The sequence below is a fragment of the Haematobacter sp. genome, assembly GCF_032102465.1.
Classification (GTDB): domain Bacteria; phylum Pseudomonadota; class Alphaproteobacteria; order Rhodobacterales; family Rhodobacteraceae; genus Haematobacter.
On the sequence record NZ_DAMDHB010000011.1, the window covers coordinates 65,310 to 84,132 of the forward strand.

General features: G+C 67.3%; 16 protein-coding genes. 10 read left to right on the forward strand and 6 right to left on the reverse strand.

Annotation, left to right across the window (positions count from 1 at the left end; all coding sequences use genetic code 11):
• Window positions 1-56: 56 nt before the first annotated feature.
• Entirely contained in the window at window positions 57-2,378 is a 2,322-nt protein-coding gene (locus RT513_RS09240) for a molybdopterin-dependent oxidoreductase (RefSeq protein WP_290691521.1), read from the reverse strand.
• 382 nt (window positions 2,379-2,760) lie between these two features.
• Here RT513_RS09240 and RT513_RS09245 point away from each other — a divergent pair, with 382 nt between their 5' ends.
• Window positions 2,761-3,126, forward strand: a complete 366-nt coding sequence (locus RT513_RS09245) for a hypothetical protein (protein ID WP_290691523.1) — start codon at window positions 2,761-2,763, stop codon at window positions 3,124-3,126.
• A gap of 274 nt (window positions 3,127-3,400) precedes the next feature.
• On the opposite strand, the gene RT513_RS09250 is transcribed toward RT513_RS09245, so the two are convergent.
• Window positions 3,401-4,414, reverse strand: coding sequence for a zinc-binding alcohol dehydrogenase family protein (locus RT513_RS09250; RefSeq protein ID WP_290691575.1), 1,014 nt, complete (start codon window positions 4,412-4,414; stop codon window positions 3,401-3,403).
• Between the two features lie 260 nt (window positions 4,415-4,674).
• Here RT513_RS09250 and RT513_RS09255 point away from each other — a divergent pair, with 260 nt between their 5' ends.
• From RT513_RS09255 to RT513_RS09275, 5 genes are all read left to right on the forward strand, one after another.
• Window positions 4,675-5,700 (forward strand): ABC transporter substrate-binding protein, encoded by a 1,026-nt coding sequence (locus tag RT513_RS09255; protein ID WP_290691525.1) that lies wholly within the window; start codon window positions 4,675-4,677, stop codon window positions 5,698-5,700.
• A gap of 6 nt (window positions 5,701-5,706) precedes the next feature.
• On the forward strand, window positions 5,707-6,474 hold the full coding sequence (locus RT513_RS09260) for an ABC transporter ATP-binding protein (RefSeq protein WP_088213954.1): 768 nt from the start codon (window positions 5,707-5,709) through the stop codon (window positions 6,472-6,474).
• A 289-nt stretch (window positions 6,475-6,763) separates the two neighbouring features.
• Entirely contained in the window at window positions 6,764-7,504 is a 741-nt protein-coding gene (locus tag RT513_RS09265) for an ABC transporter permease (RefSeq protein ID WP_290691578.1), read from the forward strand.
• 72 nt (window positions 7,505-7,576) lie between these two features.
• Window positions 7,577-8,824: an Hsp70 family protein gene (locus tag RT513_RS09270; protein WP_290691527.1), complete on the forward strand. Its 1,248-nt coding sequence runs from the start codon at window positions 7,577-7,579 to the stop codon at window positions 8,822-8,824.
• A 130-nt stretch (window positions 8,825-8,954) separates the two neighbouring features.
• Window positions 8,955-10,022: an AI-2E family transporter gene (locus RT513_RS09275; RefSeq protein WP_290691529.1), complete on the forward strand. Its 1,068-nt coding sequence runs from the start codon at window positions 8,955-8,957 to the stop codon at window positions 10,020-10,022.
• Window positions 10,023-10,031: 9 nt separating this feature from the next.
• Here RT513_RS09275 and RT513_RS09280 read toward each other — a convergent pair whose 3' ends face one another.
• Together RT513_RS09280 and rocF are read right to left on the reverse strand one after the other, a co-directional pair.
• Window positions 10,032-11,078, reverse strand: a complete 1,047-nt coding sequence (locus RT513_RS09280) for an ornithine cyclodeaminase (RefSeq protein WP_088213951.1) — start codon at window positions 11,076-11,078, stop codon at window positions 10,032-10,034.
• A 6-nt stretch (window positions 11,079-11,084) separates the two neighbouring features.
• Window positions 11,085-12,011 carry an arginase gene (gene rocF / locus RT513_RS09285; RefSeq protein ID WP_088213950.1) on the reverse strand — a complete coding sequence of 309 codons (927 nt, stop codon included), beginning with the start codon at window positions 12,009-12,011 and terminating at the stop codon, window positions 11,085-11,087.
• A 119-nt stretch (window positions 12,012-12,130) separates the two neighbouring features.
• Here rocF and RT513_RS09290 point away from each other — a divergent pair, with 119 nt between their 5' ends.
• Window positions 12,131-12,565: an Lrp/AsnC family transcriptional regulator gene (locus RT513_RS09290; RefSeq protein ID WP_088214174.1), complete on the forward strand. Its 435-nt coding sequence runs from the start codon at window positions 12,131-12,133 to the stop codon at window positions 12,563-12,565.
• Window positions 12,566-12,599: 34 nt separating this feature from the next.
• Here RT513_RS09290 and RT513_RS09295 read toward each other — a convergent pair whose 3' ends face one another.
• Together RT513_RS09295 and RT513_RS09300 are read right to left on the reverse strand one after the other, a co-directional pair.
• On the reverse strand, window positions 12,600-13,478 hold the full coding sequence (locus RT513_RS09295; RefSeq protein ID WP_290691535.1) for a universal stress protein: 879 nt from the start codon (window positions 13,476-13,478) through the stop codon (window positions 12,600-12,602).
• Window positions 13,475-14,944, reverse strand: coding sequence for an amino acid permease (locus RT513_RS09300; RefSeq protein WP_290691537.1), 1,470 nt, complete (start codon window positions 14,942-14,944; stop codon window positions 13,475-13,477). The genes RT513_RS09295 and RT513_RS09300 overlap by 4 nt, the downstream gene beginning before the upstream one ends.
• Window positions 14,945-15,372: 428 nt before the next feature.
• On the opposite strand from RT513_RS09300, the gene RT513_RS09305 reads away from it, so the two are divergent.
• The 3 genes from RT513_RS09305 to RT513_RS09315 are packed head-to-tail and all read left to right on the forward strand — an operon-like array spanning window position 15,373 to window position 17,919.
• Entirely contained in the window at window positions 15,373-16,476 is a 1,104-nt protein-coding gene (locus RT513_RS09305; protein WP_290691540.1) for a methionine ABC transporter ATP-binding protein, read from the forward strand.
• Window positions 16,445-17,119, forward strand: coding sequence for a methionine ABC transporter permease (locus RT513_RS09310; RefSeq protein ID WP_290691542.1), 675 nt, complete (start codon window positions 16,445-16,447; stop codon window positions 17,117-17,119). Before RT513_RS09305 ends, RT513_RS09310 begins: the two co-directional genes overlap by 32 nt.
• A 23-nt stretch (window positions 17,120-17,142) precedes the next feature.
• The gene (locus RT513_RS09315) at window positions 17,143-17,919 is read left to right on the forward strand and encodes a MetQ/NlpA family ABC transporter substrate-binding protein (protein ID WP_290691545.1); all 777 of its coding nucleotides are present in this window, start codon (window positions 17,143-17,145) and stop codon (window positions 17,917-17,919) included.
• The last annotated feature ends 904 nt before the right edge of the window (window positions 17,920-18,823 follow it).

Below are 18,823 nucleotides of genomic sequence, written 5' to 3' on the forward strand. Positions count from 1 at the left end.
GCAACCGAACGCCTCGCTCCCCTGCCCTGCCTGCGCAAGGGAGGAACCAGCGTTCTCTACGCCGTCCGGCGACGCAGCTCCTCCAGATAGGTCTCGGCGGGGTCGGGCGCATTGCCGCGATAAGGCTCCACCCTGACGACACAGGTATGTGCCGAACAGCCCTGACCGAAGCGCGACGTGCCGATGTCCAGCGTCAGGACGTTGGGATTGCCCGACAGTTCCGGCCCGTCATCCGGCGACGTGAGCCAGGAGCCGGTCGGCAGGAAGACGACACCCTGCGCGATGCGCTCCGTCACCTCCGCCGTGGCAAGGCAGGCGCCGCGCGCGTTCCACAGGCGCACGGCGTCGCCATCGCCGATATCCAGCGCTTCCGCGTCCTCGGGGTGGATCCGCATCCGCTCGCGCCCCGACCGCTTCCCAGCGCGACTGGCGGCAGCGCTTTCCAGCTGGCTGTGCAGCCGCCCCTCCGGCTGGCCCGAGATCAGGTGAAAGCCTTGCGTTCCGCTCCCAAGCCACTCGGCAGGCGGCAGCCAAGCCGGATGGGAGCGGCAATCCTCGTAGCCAAGCTCGGCGAGCCGCTTGCTCCCCAGCACGATGCGTCCGCTCTCCGTGGGCAGGCGGTGCGTCTCGGGATCCGCGCGGAACGCGGCGAGATAGACATGGTCCGCCTGCACGGGAACGCTGGTGGTTCCTGCTTCCCAGAAGGCGTCGAAACCGGGCATTTCGTGGCCGAAGCGGGTCGCCGCGTCGGCGCGCGCCTCCTCATAGAGATGCCGGATCCAAGCCATCTCGTCCCGCCCTTCGGTAAAGGCCGCGCCCACCCCCAGCCGCCCGGCAAGCGCCGCGAAGATGTCGTAGTCGTTCCGCGCCTCGCCCAGCGGCGGGATGGCCTGCTTCATCGCGGCCACGATGTCCGATCGCCGGTTGCCCGCCAGATCGTTCCGCTCGATGGAGGTGGTTGCCGGCAGCACCAGATCCGCTCGGAGCGCGGTCGCCGTCCACATCGGATCCTGCACGATGACCGTTTCCGGCCGCTGCCAGGCCAGCGCCAACCGGTTGAGGTCCTGATGATGGTGGAACGGATTGCCACCCGCCCAGAACACCAACCGCGTTTCGGGGTAGCGATAGGACCGGCCTTCGTAGTCGAAAGGCTCACCGGGTTTTTCGAGCAGATCGGTGATCCGCGCGACCGGGATGAAGCTCGTGTTCGGCTTGCGCCCCTGGCTGATCGCGGGCGAGCGCGAGACGGCAAACGGCGCGCCTACCCCCCCGAGCGAGCCGTAGCCATAGCCGACCCCGCCCCCCGGCAATCCGATCTGTCCGATGACCGCCGCCAGCCCCAGCGCCGCCCAGAACGGCTGCTCTCCATGATGCGCGCGTTGCAGCGACCAGCTCACCGTCAGCATGGACCGCGTCCGCGGAAGCGCCGCCGCCAGCGCCCGGATCGCGCCCGCGTCCAAGCCGGTGATCGCGCCCGCCCATTCGGCATTCCGGGGCACGCCGTCCGCGCCCTTCAGATAATCGAGATAGACCTCCGACCCGCTCGTGGCGCGGGCAAGGAAGTCCCTGTCCTCGCCCCCCGCCAGAACGATCTCCCCCGCCAGGCCCAGCATCAGCGCGGTATCGGTATTGGGCCGGATCGGCCACCATTCCGCGGGCACCCAGGCCGGCAGATCATCGCGGGAAGGAGAGACGAGTACGATCCGCACCCCCCGCTCGACCATCCGCGCGAGATATCCTTCCAGCCGGTGCGCGCCGATGCCGCCCGCTTCGTTCTGTGCCGTCCGCGGCGTCAGCGCGCCGAAGACGACGAGCGTTTCTGTGTGCTCCGCCACGCTGTCCAGCGTGTTGGCCCTGCCCGCGCAGGCATCTTCCGAGCCGAGGACATGGCGCAGGATCACCGGCCCCGCCGCGACAGAGTAGGTATCGACATGCCCCGTGTAGCCGCCGACGAGGTTCAGCATCCGCTTCAGCAGGCTCGGCGCATGGTGGAAGCGGCCGCAGGATGTCCAGCCATAGGAACCCGCAAAGATCGCGTCACTGCCATGGTCCAGCCGCACCCGGTCGATCTCTCCGGCGGCAAGCGTCAGCGCCTCGTCCCAGTCCAGCGGCACAAACCGCTCGCTTCCGCGCCCGAGACCATCGGGAACCCGGCCCGCCCGCTTCGCCGCGAGCCAGCCCTCCCGCGCCATGGGGCGCAGGATGCGGCGCTCCGGCTTTGCCCAGTCCGGCACCGAGGCGATGATGGGCGAGGGCGAGGGATCGTCGCCATAAGGTTCCACCCCCACGATGCGCCCATCATCGACCCCGCCATCTACAAGGATCGAATAGGTGCCCCAGTGGCTGCAATGCGGCACGCGGCGAATGGCGTCTGTCATGGTTGGCCCCCGTTGGATCCCGCAGCCCTGCGGGTGCGATGACCATAACCCCGCCAAGCGCCGCCGCAAGGGGCCCTCATGACAACCGCCACCGTCGCTCCATGACGAAGGGATCCCGCTGCGCGCGCGACAGGAGCACCGCGCGGCGATCCGCCTTGAAAACGGCACGCCCTCGCCGCACGCCAGTTCAGGGTTGCACCACCCGCAAGGGTTGACCCGGCGCGCGCCCCCGCCGATGATTCTCCGTCCGCCCGTCCCGCCGCAGCCCTTGGCGGCTACCCCTTCCACGCGGCCCATGCGGGGCGAGCGTACTCGCGCCAGTCTCCTGCGCCGGACCCCGGGAGGGGCTGCGCCAGCGCGCCACAGATACAAAGGCGTTTCGATGACAAGCCGCTCCTCGCGGATTGCCCTCGCGCGGATCACCGAATTGAGGACACGAGAGGATGTGGCCGACCCGAGTCCGCCGGAAGCTGTCCTGCCCGGCGGCGGTGGATTTTCTGGTATGTGGAAAGGGGAAAAAGACTTGAAGCGCCATGCCCGGCAACCGGAAGGTCGGCCCGCGTTCGCCGGAAATGAATGGATTTTCGGCCGGATTGGTCACCTCGCGAACGATTTCAGCGCCATCGCAGAATTGGAAAGCCGTTTCCGCAGCCTGTTAAGCCCGCTTCAGACAGCAACCGTGCTTCCCGGAACCCCGCAGCATCCTTCAAACACGCAGCGCGTCCAATCGGAACGGGAAGGCGGTTGAGCACTCGCGCTCCTCCTGCAAGGCCCCGGGAAGCGGCGCGCTCCTCCCCGGGGTGGCAGCAGGCGGGCGCAGCCGAGTTCGGCCCGGCCTGAAGGCAGTCCGCTGCCCCGAAACAGGCTCTAGCAGGCTGCCGTAAAAGTCCTGACTGTCATACTCTGGAAACTGGCAAATCGGCTCCCGGATGACCAGAACCGCGTCAATTTCCGGCTGTATTTCGTCAGATGCGAATGATCTTCGCCTCAATGCAGACCTGAAAGCGTTTTCCAGCAGCCTGCTAAAATCCCTCCAGAACGATCTTGCCGCGCGCGGTGCCGCTCTCGATCTTGGCATGTGCCGCTTTCAGATTGGCAGCGTTGATCGGTCGCATGACCTCCGTCACCGTGGTGAGAAGGCGACCGGCGTCCACCATGTCGGCGACTTGCGTCAACAGCTTGCCCTGCTCCCCCATATCCGGCGTCTGAAAGACGGCGCGCGCGAACATGGATTCCCAGTGGACCGACACCGCCTTCGGCTTGAACAGCAGGATGTCGAACCCGGCCGGATCGTCGATCAGCCCGTAGCGGCCCTGCGGCGCGATGGCTTCTGCCGCCTCCGCCGCATGCGCGCCGCTCTGGGTGATGGAGAAGACCCATGCAGGCGCGCCGATCCCCAGTGCCTCCACCTGCGGGGCAAGCGGCTGGCGGTGGTCGATCACGTGGTGCGCGCCGAGTTGCCGCACCCAGTCCTGCGTCTCGGGCCGGGAGGCGGTGGCAATGACCGTCACATCCGTCAGCGCGCGGAGCAGCTGGATGGCGATGGAGCCGACGCCCCCTGCCCCGCCGATGATGAGGATGGCATGCGCCGCCCCCGGCACGGGACGGCGCACGTCCAGCCGATCGAAAAGCATCTCCCACGCCGTGATCGCGGTCAGCGGAAGCGCCGCGGCCTCCGCCATCGACAGGCTGGAAGGCTTCCGCCCAACGATACGCTCATCGACCAGATGGAACTCCGCGTTGCTCCCCTGACGGGCGATGGAGCCGGCATACCAGACCTCGTCCCCCGGTTTGAAGGCGGTGACGGCCGCCCCCGTCTCCACCACGAGGCCGACGGCATCCCAGCCCAGCACCTTCCAGCCGTCGCCCCCGGCTCCGGCCCGCCGCCGCACCTTCGTGTCGAGAGGGTTGACGGAGACCGCCGCCACTTCCACCAGCAGATCGTGCGGGCCAGGTACGGGCCGGGGCAGCTCGATATCCTGCAACGCGTCCCCCCGGTCGATGGCGCCCGGCTCCCGGTATCCAACGGCTTTCATCGGCTTGTCCCCCTCTCGCATCCGCCCCTCCGGCGTCGGGCGACAGTGCCGCCGCAGCCCCACGAAGGCAAGCCGCACAGTAGCCGAGACCGCGCCTTGCACCCGCGAAAAGCCAATGGGCATTGCATTCTCTGCCGCAGGAGGGCATGGGGAACGCAAGCTGCGCCCTCCCCCGTGCCTCTGGCCCCGCGACGAGGCGCGGCGCGCGACCCGTGCCGGGGAAGACCTCCCCGCGCGACACGACCGGAGGAGGAGAGACGATGACCATCACCCTGAACCGCCGCCAGACGCTGATCGGCATGGGCGCGCTTGGCACCGCTGCAGCGGTCGGCCTGCCCGCGCGGGCAGCCCAGACGCGCAATCTTGCCGTCCTGCACCTTGCCAGCCACGCGCCGAGCTTCATCGCCTTCGAGCGCGGCTACTACAAGGACGCGGGGCTCGACATCGAGCTGAAATTCTTCGAGGCGGCGCAGCCCATGGCGGTCGCCATCGCCTCCCGCGATGCCGATTTCGGCGTCACGGCGATGAGCGGCGGTCTCATCAGCCTTGCCGAGAAGGACGCGATCAAGGTGATCGGCGGCGCGCTGTCGGAGGAGAAGGGCCTTGTCGGCAACGTCATCCTCGCCTCCAACAAGGCGCATGAGGCAGGGCTGACCGATCCTTCCAAGCTCGGGGGCCACAGCTTCGGCATCACCACGGCGGGGTCGTCCTTCCACTTCATGGCGCACAAGATCGCCCAGGCCAACAACATCCCGATGGACGAGATCCAGCTCCGCCCGCTCCAGAAGCTCGGCGCCATCGTGGGCGCGCTCTCCACCGGGCAGATCGACGCCTGGGCCATTCAGCCGAACGTCGCGCGCAAGATGATCCGGGAGAATGCGGCCCAGCAGATCGGCCTCGTCTCCGATTACGCGCCCGATTATCAGGTGACGACCGCCTTCACCTCCACCCGGAACGCGGCGGAGGAGCGGGCGATGACGGAGGCTTTCGTCGCCGCCTATTCCCGCGCGATCGCCGATTACAACGCGGCCTTCGTGGACAATACCGCGACGGAGGAGGAGCGCGACGCGCTGGCCCGGATCGTTCACAAATATGTGGAAAGCGACAGCCCGTTCGACACGGCGAAGCAGAACCTGATCGACGGCGCGATGCGGATCAACCCGGGTCTCGCGCTCTCGCTCGGAAGCTGCGTGGAACAGCTCAACTGGTTCAGGTCGGAGGGCATGGTCAAAGACACCGTGACCGAAGCGCAGCTGTTCGATACCAGCTACGTCAAGACGCTCTGACCTGCCATGGACCTGAAGCTCGACCAGATCAGCCATTCCTACGGGCCGGTGGAGGTGTTGCGCGACATCTCCCTGGAGATACCGGAGGGACAGATCCTCTGCCTCATCGGGCCCTCCGGCTGCGGCAAGTCGACGCTTCTGCGTTTCCTCGGCGGGTTGGAGCGGCCCACGTCCGGGCAGGTGCTCCAGATCGGGGCGCCGCCCGCGGGATCGCTGAACCCCCTCACCTACGTGTTCCAGCACTTCGCGCTGCTGCCGTGGCGGAGCGTGGAGGGCAACATCCGCCTCGTGCTGGAGGATCATCGCCTGCCCCGCCGGGAGGTGGAGGAGATCGTGACCGACGTGCTCGCCCGCACCCGGCTCAGCGATTTCCGCAAGGCGCTGCCGAAGCAGCTTTCCGGCGGGATGCGCCAGCGGGTCGCCATCGCGCGGGCGCTGGCCGTCCGCCCGGCCGTCATGCTGATGGACGAGCCGCTCTCCGCGCTCGACAGCCAGACGCGCGAATTGCTGATGGACGATCTCGTCACGCTCTGGACACGCCAGCCCTTCACCTCCGTTTACGTGACGCACAACCTGAACGAGGCGGTGCGGCTCGGCCACCGGGTCGTCGTCCTCTCCCGCCGCCCCGGCCGGATCCGGGAGATCGTGGAGATCGACACCCCCCTCGCTGACCGCCGCTTGGGCGATCCCGCGCTGGAGGCGAAGCAACAACAGCTGTGGTCGCTCATGCGCGATGAGGCCGCCGCCGCTGACAAGGAGCTGGTCAATGGCTGATCCGACCCGCCGCCCGACGGCCGTGCCGATGCCTGACATCGACGGAGCCACCGACCACAGCGCCCCGAACCCGCAGCCCGCATCCGCGCCGAGAGTGTTTTTGCCCGCAGCAGCACGGACAGACGCGCCCTCCGCCGCCGCGTTGCAGGCCGCGACATCCTCCGAACCTGCGCCTCATACTGCCACGGCGGGCGCGGGCTCCGATACGCCAACCGCGATCCCGGGCCGCTCCGGCACTGCGGCGGCAGAGACCCGGCCCGTCCCGTTTCGCGGCGGCGGCTTCGCGCCCATGCCGGTGCGCGGCGTGGCGCTCGCCCTCTTTGCGCTCATCCTCGTGCTGGCCGAAGTCGGCACCCGCACGGGCGTCATCTCCAGCCTCACCCTGCCCCGGCCCTCCGCGGTGCTGGAGACGCTGGTGCAACTGTGGCAGAGCGGAAACCTCTGGCGTCACCTGTTGCCCTCGCTCCACCGTCTGTTCGTTGGGGCGAGCCTCGGCATCGTCGTGGGCGTTTCCGTCGGCGTGATGATCGGGCTGTTCAGCTATGTCCGCGCCGGGCTGGTCCCGCTGGTGGCCGCGCTGTTCCCGATCCCGAAGATCGCCCTGCTCCCGCTTTTCGTGATCTGGTTCGGCATCGACGAGACATCGAAATACGCGCTGATCGCCTTCGGCACCTTCACTCCCACGGTGGTGGCGACCTATGGGGCGGTGGACAACGTGGACCGATCGCTCATCCGCATGGGGCAGAGCTTCGGCCTGTCATGGTGGTCGATCGTGCGCAAGATCGTGCTGCCGGGCGCCTTCCCGGCCATCCTCTCGGGGCTTCGGGTATCCATCTCCATCGCCATCATTCTGCTGGTCGCGGCGGAGATGCTGGGCGCGCAATACGGCATCGGCTCCTATATCCTCGAAGCCGGGTCGCTCTACGATGTGGAGAAGCTCTTTGCCGGCGTCACGATCCTGTCGCTCATGGGGCTGATCGTGAATTTCGTCATCGGCCTGATCGAGAAGCGCTTCCTTGCCTGGCGCTGACGGGATCTGCGGTTGAACCCGCTCCGGCTTCTCTGATACCTCCCCTCCTTCGCGCCGCCACGGGAGACAGAGATGCCGACGCTTGCCATCGACTTCGGGACATCCAATTCCGCCGTCGCCATCCTGACGCCGGAGGGGCTGCGCCGCCTGCCGCTCGAAGCGGACAGCGACACCCTGCCCACCGCCGTGTTCTTTCCCGCGCGGGGCGGCGCGATGAAGATCGGCGAGGCGGCGGGCGAGGCGTTGATCGCCGGGGAGGAGGGGCGCTACATGCGCGCGCTGAAAAGCGTCCTCGGCACCGCGCTGTTCCATGACTCCCGGCTCATCGGAGGGCGGCGCCGCACGCTGGCCGATGTCGTCACCGCCTTCCTCTCGACCGTGAAGGAGCGGGCGGAGGCCATCTCCGGTCTCACCTTCGACGCGGCGCTTTCCGGGCGGCCCGTTCATTTCCACACCGCCGATCCCGACCGTGACGCGCGGGCGGAGGCCGACCTCGCGGCCTGTTATGCCGCGGCGGGCTTCACCTCCGTCCGTTTCATGCCGGAACCCGAGGCCGCGGCGCTCTCCAGCCACGGGCTTGGCGCCACGGGGAAGGTCGGTCTGGTCGTCGATATCGGCGGCGGCACGTCCGACTTCTCCGTCTACCGGATGGAGGGTGGAAGGCTCCGCATCCTTGCCAGCCACGGCATCCGGCTCGGCGGCACGGATTTCGACGAATCCGTCTCGCTCTCCCATGCGATGCCTGAACTCGGCCACGGCAGCAGCCTGCGGCGGGAGATCGGACCGGGCACATTGCCCATGCCGAACGCGCTCTATGTCGATCTGGCGACGTGGAGCCGCATCCCCTTCGTCTATACGCCGGAGAACCGCCGGGAGGTCGCGCGGATGGTCCGTCTCGCGACGGAGCCGGAGAAACTGGAGCGTCTCTCTGCTGTGCTGGAGGAGGAGCTGGGCCACGAACTCGCCTTCGCGGTGGAGCATGGCAAGATCGCCGCAAACGGGCCGGAGGGTGCGGGCGTCATCGCCATGGGCATGATCGAGCGCGGCCTTGCCCCCGTGGTCACCGGCGCCTCGTTGGACAAGGCGCTCGAAAATCACCGCGCCGAACTGGCCAGAGCCGCGGCAGACACGCTGCATCTTGTCGGCATTGCGCCGGAAAGCGTCGGCACCGTCATCCTCGTCGGCGGCTCCAGCCTCATGCGCCTTGTGGCGGAGGAGGCCCGCCGCCTGTGCCCCGCCGCCCGCATCGAACGCTCGCATGCCTTTACGGCGGTGGTGGATGGCCTCGCCCTCGCCCTCGCGGAAGAACCCGTCGCCTGACGGCCTTTCTCGCGGGCGGGATCGCGCTATCCTGCATGGCAAGCAAAACGCGAGGGACAGAGATGACGAACGGCGATCGGATCGCGGCAGCCGCTGACAGGCGAATGCACCGCCAGACGAGGGCTGGACGATGACGCCGCCGTCCGTTCAGCGGGCCAGCTTCGTCACCCTGATCGTCCTTGTCACCATCGCCTTCGCCTGGCTCCTCCTGCCCTATTACGGCGCGGTGCTCTGGGCGGTGATCCTCGCCATCCTGTTCAATCCGCTGCAACGCTGGCTCACGGCGAAGCTCAACCAGCGTCGCGGCTATGCCGCTCTGGGCAGTCTGCTCGTCTGCGTCTGCATCGTGGTGATTCCGGGCGTCATCATCCTTGGCCTTCTGGCGGCGGAGGCGGCCAGCCTCTACCAGCGGCTGTCCAGCCAGCAGATCGATTTCAGCGAAGTCTTCAACACTTTCCGCGAAAGCATGCCCGATTTCGTCAACCGGGCGCTGGAAGGACTTCAGATCGGCAGCCTGGAGGACATCCAGCAGCGCGTGACCTCCTTCCTTGCCAGCGCGAGCCAGACCATCGCCACCCGTCTGGTCTCCATCGGGCAGGACACGCTCCAGTTCACGGTGAGCCTGGGCGTGATGCTCTACGTCCTGTTCTTTCTGTTCCGCGACGGGCCGGAAATCGTCAGCCAGCTCCGCCGCTCCAGCCCGCTCAATCCCAAGCACACCGAATATATCGGCAGCCGTTTCGCCTCTGCGGTGAAGGCGACGGTGAAGGGCAACCTCATCATCGCGCTCGTTCAGGGGGTGATAGGCGGGGTCACGCTCTGGCTTATGGGGGTGGAGGCCGCGTTGCTGCTGGGTGTGGTGATGGCCGTGTTCTCGCTCCTGCCCGCGGTGGGGGCAGCACTCGTCTGGGGGCCGGTCGCCGTCTATTTCTTCATGACGGGAGATTATCTCAAAGGAGCGCTGCTGGTTGGGGTCGGCGTCTTCGTCATCGGGCTGGTGGACAACCTGCTCCGGCCGCCGCTGGTGGGCAAGGATCTGCGGATGCCGGACTACATGGTGCTGGTCTCGACGCTGGGGGGGCTCGCACTTTTCGGGATGAACGGTTTCGTCATCGGCCCGCTGATCGCCGCGCTCTTCATCGCGGTCTGGTCGCTTTTCAGCGGTGATGACCGGGCGGAGACAACGGCTGAGGAGTAGCGGAGCGGATTAGCGGCTCCGCATCAGCATCCCGTAAAGATCGCGCGGATCGTCGGGATCGGCCAGCAGGTCCAGATCCTGCCGCATCCCAAGCGCGCCCGACTTCTCGTAAACGTAACGCAGGGCCGAGAAATCCTCGATCGCAAAGCCCACGCCATCAAAAAGCGTGATCTGCGCGGCCTCCCGGCGCCCCGGCGCGGCGCCCGTGATGACCTGCCACAGCTCGGTGACGGGGTGGTCCGGGTCGAGCTGCTGGATCTCCCCCTCCACCCGCGTCTGCTCCGGGTGCTCCACGAAGATGTCGGAGCGCAGCAGGATGTCGCGGTGGAGTTCCGTCTTGCCGGGACAATCTCCGCCGATGGCGTTCAGATGCACACCCGCGCCGACCATGTTATCGGTCAGGATGGTCGCATATTGCTTGTCCGCCGTGCAGGTGGTGATGATCTCCGCGCCCTCGATTGCCGCCTCCGGCGTATCGCAGGCAGTAACGTGGAAGCCCTGTTCCACCAGATTGGCACGGCACTTCCGCGTCGCCGCGGGGTCTATGTCGTAAAGCCGCAGCGTGTCGATGCCGAGCACGGCCCGGAAGGCCAGCGCCTGAAACTCCGATTGCGCCCCGTTGCCGATCATCGCCATGGTCCGGGCGCCCTTCGGCGCCAGATACTTCGCCGCCACCGCCGATGTCGCCCCGGTCCTGAGCGCCGTGAGCAGCGTCATCTCCGACAGCAGGACGGGATAGCCGTTGGAGACCTTCGCCAGCAGCCCGAAGGCGGTCACCGTCTGCAGGCCCTCCCGCGTGTTCTTGGGATGGCCGTTGACATACTTGAACCCGTAGAGTTCGCCGTCGGACGTGGGCATGAGTTCGATCACCCCCACATCCGAATGGCTGGCCACACGCGGCGTCCGCTCGAAACCCTCCCAGCGCCGAAAGTCCTCCTCGATCGTCCCGGCGATGCCGGTCAGCATCGGTTCCACGCCGATGGCATGGACGAGCCGCATCATGTCGGCCACGGAGACAAAGGGAACGAGCGCGCGGGGAGAGGGAGCAAGGGTCATGTCAGATCATCCGAAACTGCGGGTCGGGCGGTCGAACACCTTCCGACCCATGAGGCTGGCGACGAGATCGACCATCAGCCGCGCCGTGCGGCCCCGGTCATCGAGGAAAGGATTGAGTTCGACAAGGTCGAGCGAGGTCACGAGGCCCGACTCATGCAGCAGCTCCATCGCGAGATGCGCCTCGCGGAAGGTCGCGCCGCCGGGAACCGTAGTGCCGACTGCGGGCGCTATGGAGGGGTCGAGGAAATCGACATCCAGCGAGACATGGAGCAGCCCGTTCTCCGCACGGACCCGGTCCAGAAACTCGGACAGCGGCGCCACGATGCCCCGCTCGTCCAGCACCCGCATATCGTTGATCGCGATATCATGCCGGAGGAGGGCGGCATGTTCCGCGGGGTCGACAGAGCGGATGCCGAACAGGCAGATCCGCTCCGCCGGAATGGGCGCCGGGAACGGCGGGAACGGCCCGAACCCGTCACGTCCGGCGATATAGGCCACCGGCGTGCCGTGGAGATTGCCCGACTCGGTCGTCTCCAGGGTGTGAAAGTCCGAATGCGCATCCAGCCACAGCAGAAACAGCGGCCGCCCCGCCGCTTTCGCATGGGCGGCGACCCCTGCCACCGATCCGAGCGCGAGCGAATGGTCGCCCCCCATCACGATGGGAAAGCCCTCGCCCATCGCCTCCTCCACCGCGGCGGAAAGCGCGGCGGTCCAGGCGATCGTCTCGGGCAGGGAATGCACGGCGGCATTGGCCACGCTGACCGGCGCGGGCGCGGCGGGAACGACATCGCCACGGTCCACCACGGTCCGGCCCAGATCCTCCAGCGTCCGGGAAATGCCCGCGACGCGATAGGCCGCCGGCCCCATCAGGCAACCGGCGTTCTTCTGTCCGCTGTCGATAGGCGCTCCGATCAGGATGCAGGGTTTCGCCACGAGCAGTCTCCTTCCGCTTTTCTGTATATGGTAACGGGGTGATGGCAATTTCCGCTGTAAATTTGCGCGAAACGCGTGCACAACTGTCCATCTTGATTACTATAATCGCCAGTATGGGCATGGACGATATCGACCAGCATATCCTTGCGGCGCTCCGGCGCGACGGGCGCGCCTCGCATTCGGAGATCGCCGCGGCGCTCACCCTGTCGCGGGCGACGGTGAGGGCGCGGATCGACCGCATGGTGGCGCGGGGCGACATCGCCGGTTTCACGGTGCTCACGCGGGCCGATGTCACGCAGGCGCCTGTCCGGGGCCTCATGCTCATCGGGATCGAGGGGCGCGGCGCGGACCGGATCACGCGGCGGCTCCTCGGCATGGCGGAGGTGCAGGCCGTCCACTCCACCAACGGGCGCTGGGACATCGTGGCGGAGATCGGCACGGAGACGCTGGCCGAGCTGGATGAGGTCATCGCCCGCATCCGCCGTATCGAAGGCGTGACCACCAGCGAAACCAATCTGCTGCTCTCCACGCGCCGTCCGCTGAGTTCGCGCTGACCGGAACGCAGGGCAGGGGAACCGCCAGCGCAGCTCACGCGATCCAGCGCGGCAACACCACCCTCGGCACGGGGGCAAGGCGCACAAGCCGCCCCGAATTCGACCCGATGAAGACCTTCAGCAGCGGCCCATACACGCTCGACCCGATGACCAGCAGTTCCGTCTCCTCCCAGCCCACGTCGTCCAGCGCCTCCTGCCAGCCCGCCCCGCGCCCGATCCGCGTCTCCAGCGGCACGGGCGATGTCCAGCGCTCCCGGATCGCTGCGTGAAGCGCCTCGGCATGGCGGCGGAACTCCCCGCTGACGAGGTGCTCCGCGTGATAGCCCGCCCCCGTCGGATACATCTGGTTCGCCCGCGTCACGAAAGTCAGCACACGGAGCGGCAGCGACAGCGCCGCGGCCACCACGCCCGCCCGCTCCGCGATGGAATGGGCGGCCTCCGTCGCGGGCACGGCACAACTCACGCGCCGAAGCGCGACACCCGGTGCAAGCCCGCCGCGCGGGGCCAGCGCCACGGGAACGCCCGCCCCGTGCAGCACTTCCGTCGCCGTCGGACCCTCTGCGAAACGTCCCGGCGGGGCGGAGGCGGCAGACCCCAGCACCACGTAGTCCGCGCCGATATCCCCCGCCGTAGCCAGCAGGCCCTTGGCGACGGAGGGAGCGGTCCGCGTGACGAATTCCGCTTCCAGCCCCTCGGGGAGAAGCGCGCGCGCCGCCTCTTGGGTGCGGTCTGCATGTTCGCGCAGGAAACGGGCGTATTCGTAATCCACCCGCGCGGATGAGGGCGTCGTCCAGCCCTCTGCCGCGATCGTGCAGACGACCATCCGCCCCCCGGAAGCCTGTGCCATGATGCCCGCCAGCCCCAGCGCCTCGCGCCCGCCGTCATCGGCCGAAAGACCCACGAGAAGCATCATTCTCCCGTCTCCGTCCCCTGCTGCTCGCGCTCCAACCGCGAATGGCGGACGGAATAGGTGAAGTAGAAGATCGTCGCCAGCGTCCCCCAGATCGCCGTCAGCTCGAACACGATCCATGAAAGGTTCGCGATGAGGTAAAGGCAGCAGCAGATGGACAGGATCGGCAGCACGGGAAAGAACGGCACCTTGAACCCCCGCGGCGCATGGGGGTTTCGGTAGCGCAGGATAATGACGCCGAGCGACACCACCGTGAAGGCGATCAGCGTGCCCATGCTCGTCATGTCCCAGAGCACCGCCGCGGGAACGAACGCCGCGACCAGCGCCACCAGCGTGGCCACGATGAAGGTATTGGCCACCGGCGTCATGGTGCGCGGATCGACGCGGTGGAAGATCGGCGGCAGCATCCCGTCCCGCGACATGGCGAACAGGATCCGCGTCTGGCCGTAGAGCACGATCAGCGTCACCGAAAAGACGGAGATCACCGCCCCCGCCGACAGCACGATGGCCGGAACACGCGATCCGGTGATGTTCTGAAGGATGAGCGCCAGCCCCGCTTCCTGCCCCTCGAACTGGTCGGGAGCCTGCGCCCCGATCGCCGTGAAGGCGACGAGCACGTAGAAGGTGATCACGATCAGCAGCGCGCAGATGATCGCCAGCGGCAGGTTCCGGCGCGGGTTCTCCACTTCCTCCCCCGCGGTGGAAACCGCATCCAGCCCGACGAAGGTGAAGAAGATGGAACCCGCCGCCGCGCTGATCCCGCCAAAGCCGTGGGGCGCGAAGGGGGTCATGTTGTCGGCGTTGAACGCCGTCAGCGCGATGGCGATGAAAAGCACCAGAACGCCAAGCTTGATGACAACCATGATCGCGTTGAGCCGCGCCGATTCCTTTGCCCCCCGGACCAGCAGCAGCGCGCAGAGAAACACCAGAACGGCCGCGGGCAGGTTGATCAGCCCCTCGCCGCCGAAGCGCAGGTCATAGCCATCCGCCACCAGCGGCGCCGACAGCATCCAGCGCGGCAGTTCATGACCCGTCACGTTCCAGATCAGGTTGTGCAGATACTCGCTCCACCCCACCGACACGGCAGAGGCGGAGATGCCGTATTCCAGCACCAGACAGGCGGCCACCAGAAAGGCGGTCCCCTCGCCGAGGGTCGCATAGGCATAGGAATAGGACGACCCCGACACCGGGATCATCGAACTCATCTCCGCATAACAGAGCGCCGTCATCCCGGCGGTGACGCCCGCCAGCAGGAAGGAGATGAGCACGGCAGGCCCGGCGACCGGCACCTGCTCGCTCAGCACGAAGAAAATCCCGGTGCCGATGGTCGCTCCCACCCCGAACATGATGAGCTGAAAGAGCGTGATGGACCGCCCGAGATGTTCGGACCCTGTCTTTTCGCCGTCGATGGTCGGGTCGATGCTTTTCGTCCGGGTCAGTCGCCGGAGCAGGGGCACGGATGCGGCCATGCTGTGTCAGTCCCTCGTCAGCGCCGCGCCCTCTGCGGCTTGTCCTTGGAAAGTAGGCTCTGTTGGAGAGTAGCGCGGCGCGGCCTGCCTGCGACAATTCATTCGCATTCCAGCGCACGAACCCTTGCGTCGTGGCCGCGGCACTGCATGTGAAGGGGAAGATACGGCGGGGCGCGGGCCAGCGGACCGGATGGTAAAAAATGATGACGTTTGCCGCTTCCCCTCCCGCGGCGAACATTGTTTCCCGTGGCCCCCGCCCTGTCGCGACAGGATCGGGCCGGGGCGGGGCAAACGCGCCCGTTCTCCCCGCGGCATCCCGTCCGTCCGTCGCGCCTCGGCCCTGCCCGGCATTGCAGCGGGAGGAGTTACGATCTATCCCCCGCCGACCGGCTGATGGCCGGACAGTCCGAAACCCGAAGGGAACAGCGATGGCACCGACCGACCACCCGGCAGACAGCACGACAGCGGCAGGCGCCGCCATCGTGTTCGACGCGGTCGGCAAGTCCTATCCCAAGCGCGGCAGCGGGACCGTCACCGCACTGGAGGACGTGAGCCTGACCGTCGCGCCCGGCGACATCACCGGCATCATCGGCCGCTCCGGCGCGGGGAAATCCACGCTGCTGCGCATGGTCAACGGGCTGGAACGCCCGACGACGGGCCGGGTGCTGGTCGGCGGCCGGGACGTGGGCGCGGCCAGCAATGCCGAGCTGCGCCAGATCCGGCGCGAAGTGGGCATGATCTTCCAGCACTTCAACCTGCTCGCCTCCCGCACGGTATTCGACAACATCGCCCTGCCGCTGGAGATCGCCGGAACCCGTCCCGCAGAGATCGCGCCACGGGTGAATGAGCTGATCGACCTCGTCGGCCTTGGCGACCAGCGGAGCCGCTATCCCGCCGAACTCTCGGGCGGGCAGAAACAGCGGGTGGGCATCGCCCGCGCGCTGGCCACCCGCCCCAAGGTGCTACTCTCGGACGAGGCAACCTCCGCCCTCGACCCGGAGACGACGCGCACGGTGCTGGCGCTGCTCTCCGACATCAACCGGGAACTGGGCCTGACGATCCTGCTCATCACCCATGAGATGGCGGTGGTGCGCGACATCGCGAGCCATGTGGCCGTGCTCGACAAGGGCCGCCTCGTGGAGACGGGGGAAACCTATGCCGTCTTCTCCCGCCCCGCCCATGCCACGACGCGCTCCTTCCTGACCGGCATCACCGGGGTCGCCCTGCCCCGATTCATCGCCGACCGCATCCGGCCCGACGCCGGAACCGGCGCGGCGGAGGAGGTGATGCAGATCACCTTCACCGGCAGCCATGCGACGGACCCGATGCTCGCCCGCCTCACAGTGGAGCTTGGCGTGCCGGTAAACATCCTCGCCGGCGCGATCGAGGAGATCGGCCCGCATCCTTTCGGCAGCCTCATCGTCTCCGTTCCGGCGGAGCGGGGGGAGGCATCGCGCGGCTTTCTTGAATCCCACGGACTACTGACGGAGGTGCTGGGCTATGTCTCCCGTGCTGATCAACCTTCTCTATGAGTCCACGCTGGAGACGCTCTACATGGTGGCGATGTCCACCGTGTTCGGCACGCTCGTCGGCTTGCCGCTCGGCGTCTTCCTCGCCACGTCGCGGCGGGGGGAGATCCTGTCCTCCCCGGCGGTGAACGGGGTGCTGGGGCTCATCGTGAACGCGACCCGCTCGGTGCCGTTCATCATCCTTGTCGTGGCGATCATCCCCTTCACCCGCGCGCTCGTCGGCACATCCATCGGCACCACCGCGGCCATCGTGCCGCTGACGATCGCCGCCGTGCCCTTCATCGCGCGGCTGGTGGAGACCGCGATCCGCGAGATCGACAGCGGCCTGATCGAAGCCGCCCGCGCCATGGGCGCAACCCCCCTCCAGATCATCCGCAAGGTGCTGATCCCGGAGGCGCTGCCGGGGATCACGCTCGGCCTCACTCTCGCCGTGGTCAGCCTCATCGGCTATTCGGCCATGGTGGGCGCGGTGGGCGGCAAGGGTCTGGGCGATCTCGGCATCCGCTACGGCTATCAGCGCTTCATGCCCGAGGTGATGCTGGTCGTCGTCATCATCCTGATCGTGCTCGTGCAACTCGTGCAGACGGTGGGGGAGTTCATCGCCGCCCGTCTCGACAAACGCGCCGCAAAGAACCGCGGCCGCTGATTTCACACGCAAGAGGTATTCCCATGCTGCGTCTCACAACCTTCGTCTCCGCCCTCGCGCTTTCGGCGGTCGCCGCCTTCGCCACCGACATCAAGGTCGGCGTGTCTCCGGGCGAACATGCCGAGATCATGGAAGAAGTCGCGAAGGTCGCGAAGCCCAAGGGGCTGAACATCGAAGTGGTCGAATTCTCCGACTACGTGGTGCCGAACCAGGCGCTGGCCGATGGCGACCTGAACGCGAACTCGTTCCAGCACCAGCCCTATCTCGACAACCAGATCAAGGACCGCGGCTTCGATCTTGTCTCGGTCGCCAAGACGATCACCACGCCCATGGGCATCTATTCCAGCAAGCTGAAATCGCTCGATGAGCTGAAGGACGGCGCAAAGATCGCCATCCCGAACGATCCCACCAACGGCGGGCGGGCGCTCCTGCTGCTTCAGGATCTGGGGCTGCTCAAGCTGGCGGATGGCACGGGCCTTGTGCCGACCGTGCTCGACGTGACGGAGAACCCGAAGAAGTTCACCTTCCTCGAACTGGACGCGGCGCAGCTTCCCCGCTCGCTGCCCGATGCGGACGTGGCGATCATCAACACGAATTACGCGCTGGCTGCCGGTCTGAACCCCAAGACTGACACCATCGCGCGGGAAAAGGCCGAAAGCCCCTATGCCAATGTCATCGTGGTCCGCCGGGCCGATGAACATGCCGACTGGCTGCCCGCGCTGATCGAGGCGTACCACTCGCCGGAGATCAAGACCTTCATCGAGGAAAAATACCACGGCTCGGTCATCACCGCCTGGTAATCTCTCCCCGGTTTCCTCCCGGAAATCCCGCGGCCGGGGGCCTCATGCCTCCGGTCGGCCCGGCTCCCCTGTGAACGCCGTCGCGCTCCGATCCGCCTCTCTCGGATTGAGGCTGCATATCCCTCGGTCTGATCCACGAAGCAGGTTCCTCCGCGTGTGCGCGGCCCTACCCCCGCGGGGCGATCGACGCACCCGCAGACCGGGCTCCTCCGCTCGCGGCTCTGGATCGACGCTGCTCGTCCACCCAGCACCGAAGCGTTCCTCCGCACACGCGCGGTTCTGACGTACGGTCCTCTTCGCTCATTCCAGACGCAGGGGTTCTCCCGCGCGCGCGGCCCTAACCGGCGCGTGTGCGACTTGCTGCCGGGGGTTCCTCCGCGTGTGCGCGGGGCTCTGGCTCAACGGCTGGCGTTTCTCGGCATCCCCACAGGTTCCTCCGCGTGTGCGCGGGGCTCTGCCCGACCTTACGCGCATACTCCTTGCCAATCAGAAGGGTTCCTCCGCGCACGCCTCTGCCTTGCGGCCTCTCCCAATGTGCAAGCCATCGGTGGGTTGCTCCGCGTGCCCGCGCTCGGCTCCCTGCTTCCCTCGGCTTCGTGATAGCGCACCCGGCCTTACGCGGCGGATGCACCCCGCCCGGACACCCGACCTCGCACATCTGGCTAGCAGTCCAGCTCCACCATGCTCTCCACCAGTCCCTGAAAAGCCCGCAACAGCCGTTGCTGCCGCCTCCGCAAGTCACCACGCCGCACTAAAGCCGACAAGTAACGCGCCGGTCCGTCCAGCGGGCGTCCAACCTTGATGCTCACCCCCCTTTGCACAACCCGAAGGTCACGCCACACCGACCTGCCGACCTGCCGACCTGCCGACCTGCCGACCTGCCGACCTGCCGACCTGCCGACCT